Annotated in this window: 1 protein-coding gene; it reads right to left on the bottom strand. The window is 63.2% G+C overall.

All coding sequences use genetic code 11. The features are described 5' to 3' along the window. Positions 1-315: 315 nt before the first annotated feature. The coding region (locus VES88_03570) for an IS256 family transposase (GenBank protein HYN80555.1) at positions 316-1,533 on the bottom strand (1,218 nt) is incomplete at its 5' end.

Below are 1,533 nucleotides of genomic sequence, written 5' to 3'. Positions count from 1 at the left end.
TCCCTCTCCCTGGCCAGAAAGGGGGCCAGGGGAATGGTCGGGGTTTTTCAGCACCCTGCTAACAGAATTTACCGCGCGAACTTCCACTCTCTCAGCCACGGATGATAGGGAGCGGGACCGTTTAGGCTAATGGCTCCGTAGACCTCCCTCCTGCGACATCCCACCGGGCGTCCTGCACCCCCCAAGGGCCGGACTGGGCCTCTCGGTATCGTAGGTCTACTAGCCAGATACTATTCCGTGCCGTTCCTGGTCAAGACGCCGTTACCGTTATTCGTGTCCATGTTCGAGCTACCGTCAATAGGTGTGTAAACGTGTTCAGGCAGCCAGCTCCAGCAATCTTGCCTGCTTGACCTCAATCCCGTCCTGAAACCGGACTCCCAAGTAAACCTGCTGCATCCGCTCCGGGGCATTGAGCCTGCGGAACCGTCCCTCGGCCAGCAGCAGCATCTTGAAGATCACCGCCGTGGCGTTCTCCACCTTCTTGAACCGCTTGGCCGCGTCGGTCCTGAGCCGCAAGGCCGCAAAGGGGGACTCCACCACATTGGTGGTCCTCAGGTGCTTCCAGTGCTCCCTGGGGAACTGGTAGAAGGTGACCATGCGCTCCCAGTCCCGCACCAGGGTCGCGGCGGCGGCCGGTTGGCCCTCCCTCTGGCACCAGCGGACAAACTGGTCCCGCCGCGCTTCGGCCTGGGCCAGGGTCTCGGCATAGGCGATCTGTTGCAACTGCCCCTTGGCCTCCCCCTGGCGTTTCTTGGGCAGCTTGTCCAGCACATTAACCATCTTGTGGTTCCAGCACCGCTGCTCCAACGCTTCGGGATACACATTTCGCAAGGCACCCCAGATGCCCAGGTGCCCGTCACCCTCCACCAGCCTGGGACAGGTCATTCCTCGTCCCTTCAATCCCCGCAGCAGCTCAGTCCAGCTCTCGGTGGACTCCCGGTGGCCCGGCTCCAGCCCCAGCACCACCTTCCGCCCATCGCTCAGACCGGCGATGGCCACCAACAGCGCCGCCTTGGCCTTCTCCAGCCCAGCCTTCACGTATACCCCATCCACCCACAGGTAGACCACCTCCAGGCCGGCCAGGCTTCGTTCCCTCCACTCTTTCAGTTCCCCCTGCCACTTCTCCTTGAGGCGGGCTACCGTGCCGGCCGAGATGGGCGCCTTGTCCCCAAGGAGACCCCGGAGGGCCAGGTCAAAGTCCCCTTGGGCCAAGCCATGGAGATAAAGCTCCGGGATGAGCTGGTCTACTTCCCGGGTGCGCCGGGCGAAGAGGAGCAGTACCCGGCTCTCCAAACGCTGCTCCAGGCCCCTGACTCGGGGCCGGCGCACCTTGATAGTGCCGCAGCTTAGAGTCAGCCTCCGCTCTTTCCCGTACCCGTTGCGGTAGCCGCTTGGGGCGTCCATGCCTGGGCGCCGCGATGATTTGCCCCGTCCCAACAGTTCGGTGACTTCCTCTTCCAGCAGGGTTTGGATCAGATCCTGGACCTTCCCCCGCACCCATCCCTCCAGGTGGTCCCAGGTAACCCTTGACGT

It is taken from the genome of Gemmatimonadaceae bacterium, from assembly GCA_035633115.1.
Classification (GTDB): Bacteria; Gemmatimonadota; Gemmatimonadetes; order Gemmatimonadales; family Gemmatimonadaceae; genus UBA4720.
This window is presented reverse-complemented; position numbering and strand designations above follow the sequence as displayed.